At 31.3% G+C, this 3,164-nt stretch carries 4 protein-coding genes; 3 read left to right on the forward strand and 1 reads right to left on the reverse strand.

What is annotated here, in order from left to right; all coding sequences use genetic code 11:
* The 3 genes from Q0K19_RS15015 to Q0K19_RS15025 form a co-directional block, all read left to right on the forward strand.
* Positions 1-1,218: molybdopterin cofactor-binding domain-containing protein (locus Q0K19_RS15015; protein ID WP_297249386.1), on the forward strand; the 1,218-nt coding region annotated here is incomplete at its 5' end.
* A gap of 15 nt (positions 1,219-1,233) precedes the next feature.
* Positions 1,234-2,061: a selenium-dependent molybdenum cofactor biosynthesis protein YqeB gene (gene yqeB, locus Q0K19_RS15020; protein WP_297249388.1), complete on the forward strand. Its 828-nt coding sequence runs from the start codon at positions 1,234-1,236 to the stop codon at positions 2,059-2,061.
* Between the two features lie 127 nt (positions 2,062-2,188).
* The gene (locus Q0K19_RS15025) at positions 2,189-2,425 is read left to right on the forward strand and encodes a hypothetical protein (protein ID WP_297249390.1); all 237 of its coding nucleotides are present in this window, start codon (positions 2,189-2,191) and stop codon (positions 2,423-2,425) included.
* 566 nt (positions 2,426-2,991) lie between these two features.
* Here the strand turns inward: Q0K19_RS15025 and Q0K19_RS15030 are convergent.
* Positions 2,992-3,164, reverse strand: a 173-nt coding sequence (locus Q0K19_RS15030) for an ankyrin repeat domain-containing protein (protein WP_297249392.1), incomplete at its 5' end; no start/stop codon positions are given.

Genomic DNA, 3,164 nt, shown 5'->3' on the forward strand with positions numbered 1-3,164 from the left:
TGTGATGAAAACGGTATACTTACAGCTATGAAAGCTACTTTAATTACAGATGCCGGTGCTTATGCTTCATTATCCGGTCCTGTACTTCAAAGAGCTTGTACACATGCGGCTGGTCCTTATAATTATCAAGTTATAGATATAGAGGGTAAATCTTTCTATACTAATAACCCTCCAACTGGACCATTCAGAGGATTCGGCGTACCTCAGTCTTGTTTTGCTACTGAAATGAATATAAACTTGCTTGCTGAAATGTGCGGTTTAGATCCTTGGGAAATAAGATATAGAAATGCTATACGTCCTGGTCAAGTACTTCCTAACTATCAGATAGCTGATGAGGCTACAGGACTTGTTGAAACATTGGAAGCTGTTAAAGACATTTATTATAATAATAAAAATGTTGGTATAGCTTGTTCTTTGAAAAACTCTGGTGTAGGTGTTGGTTTGCCTGATACAGGAAGAGTTCGTTTGGTAGTAAAAGACGGAAAAGTTAATGTATACTCTGCTGCTTCTTGTATTGGACAGGGTATTGCTACTGTTCTTTATCAAATAGTAGGTGAAACTCTTGATTTGAATGATGATGAAATAATCATTAATCAGCCTAATACTGCAACTTCTCCTGACTCCGGTACTACTTCAGGTTCAAGACAAACACTTATTACAGGTGAGGCTTGTAAGAGAGCTTGTGAAGACCTTAAGAAAGATTTAGCTGGTAAAACATTAAAAGATTTAGAAGGAAAAGAATATTACGGCGAATGGTTAACTATTACAGATAAAATGGGCGTTGATAAACCTCACCCTGTTTCTCACGTTGCATACAGTTATGCTACACAAGTATGTATACTTAATGATGACGGTACTATAAATAAAATAGTTGCTGCTCATGATATAGGAAAGGCTATTAACCCTATAGCTTTGGAAGGACAAATTGAAGGCGGTGTTGTTATGTCTTTAGGCTATGCTTTGACAGAAAAATTCCCGCTTGAAGATTGTGTTCCTAAAGTGAAATTCGGTACTTTAGGATTATTCAGAGCTGATAAAACTCCAGATGTTGAATCTATTATTATAGAAAAACCTGGTGTTCCTTATGGTTACGGTGCTACTGGTATAGGAGAGATTTCTAGTATACCTACTGCTCCTGCTGTTGCTTTGGCTTATTATAAGTTTAACGGTGAGTTCCAAACAGAACTGCCACTTAAAAATACTCCTTATTCAAGATAATTTATTTTATTTATTATGAGTTTATTTAATGATGAACTTGTAATTGTAAGAGGAGCTGGTGATTTAGCTACAGGTATTGTGTATTCATTATATAAGGCTCATTTCAAAGTCATTGTATTGGAAACACAATACCCCTCTTCTATTAGAAGAAGGGTTGCATTATCCGAAGCTGTTTATGATGGTGAAAGTAAAGTTGAGGATATTGAATCTGTATTGGTAAAAAGCTATGAAGAAGCTCTTAATATAATTGCAAATCAAAATTATAAAAAGATTCCTATTCTTATAGATCCTAATTGTGATATACTAAAAAAGATAAAACCAACGTTTTTAATTGATGCTATAATAGCTAAAAAAAATCTTGGTACTAATAAATCTATGGCTAAATATACTATAGCATTAGGTCCCGGTTTTACTGCTGGTAAAGACTGCGACATTGTTATAGAAACTATGCGAGGTCATAATCTTGGAAGAATGTATTTAGAAGGAGAGGCTATACCTAATACAGGAATTCCTGGTAATATAGGCGGTAAAGAAGCTGAAAGAGTAATACATGCAAGTTCTGACGGTATTATTGAAAATGTAAAAAATATAGGCGACTTTGTCAAAGAAAAAGAAGTTATAGCATACATAAATAACAACAATGAAAAAATAGAAGTGCTTGCTACTTTTGATGGTCTTTTAAGAGGCATTATAAGAGATGGTTTTAAAGTTCATAAGGGTTTGAAAATAGCTGATATTGATCCTAGAAAATCTGAATATGATAATTGCTTTACTATTTCTGATAAGGCTAGAAATTTAGGCGGTTCCGTGCTTACTGCTATGATGTATTTATATAATAGATAATTAATTTTTTATTGATTTTTATATAATTTCACTATAATTTTTATAAAACATGTCGGCAGAATTTTATATTATATTTGAAAACATAGATTGGTATTATTCAAACAAAGATAAAATTAAACAAAAAATTATGTCTTTAAATACTTTTATATATCATACAAATGATGAATTTTGGCTTAAAGAAGACAAACAATTTAATGACTTATATTTTGATATACGCTTATTCTTGGACGATGAATATATTTTACTTGAGATAACTATGCATCCTGCAAATATAGAAAAAGATTTGAAAGAATTTTGCAATTGGCTTAGATTACATACTATTATTAAAATTCAAGATGAAGATTTTAATATATCAAATTGGTAATATTATAATTTTTTATTATATAAAATAAATTATAAAAATATTTGTAAGCAGATTATATTTACGAGAATGTTAATAGATTATTACAAACAAATTTTTTATTATCATCTATATGTAAAAAAAAATTACTCGTAAAAATATATATAAAGTGCCCCTGTATGCTTTTGGCGAACTTGATATATACTAAAAAATTTTTAAGTTTGTCATTTTTTTATTCAACTTTTTCCCGCCGCTTACGCTCTGCGGGCTTCGCCAAAGTTGCTGCCGTAGGCACGCTTCGCGAAAGTGCAAGTGTAAAAAATTAGTACTAAATCATACTAAAATTGTCTTAATGTAATATAGTTTATTAAATTAAAGCCTAAATATAGCCTTTCGCGAAGCGTATCCGAGATTGTCGAGGATATAGCTTCTTTGTGGCAACAAAAGAAGTGGGGGTGTTACGAAGTACGCAGAGCGGTGGGGCTAGTCCCCACAAACAATAAAATAAAAAAACTAAAATTGACAAAATGTAGTTGTTTAGGTATATATAAATTTTATAATGAAGATTTTAATTTATTTAAATATAAAATTTACTTTCCATTTCTTTGAGCTTCTTTTAGAATATCTGCAATTTCTCTAAGTTCAAGATTCTCTGCTATATCTAAAGCAGTATCTCCATAGTCATTTTCTATATTTACATCGGCTCCTTTTTCTACTAGAAATTTAACAAATGATTCATTAGATTTTCTTGTACAAGCCCACA

The sequence above is a fragment of the uncultured Brachyspira sp. genome, from assembly GCF_944393015.1.
Taxonomy (GTDB): domain Bacteria; phylum Spirochaetota; class Brachyspiria; order Brachyspirales; family Brachyspiraceae; genus Brachyspira.

Bases quoted from the DNA above. Each gene is read 5' to 3' on its own strand.
- yqeB (WP_297249388.1), top strand. From the start codon at position 1,234: ATGAGTTTATTTAATGATGAACTTGTAATTGTAAGAGGAGCTGGTGAT.
- Q0K19_RS15025 (WP_297249390.1), top strand. From the start codon at position 2,189: ATGTCTTTAAATACTTTTATATATCATACAAATGATGAATTTTGGCTT.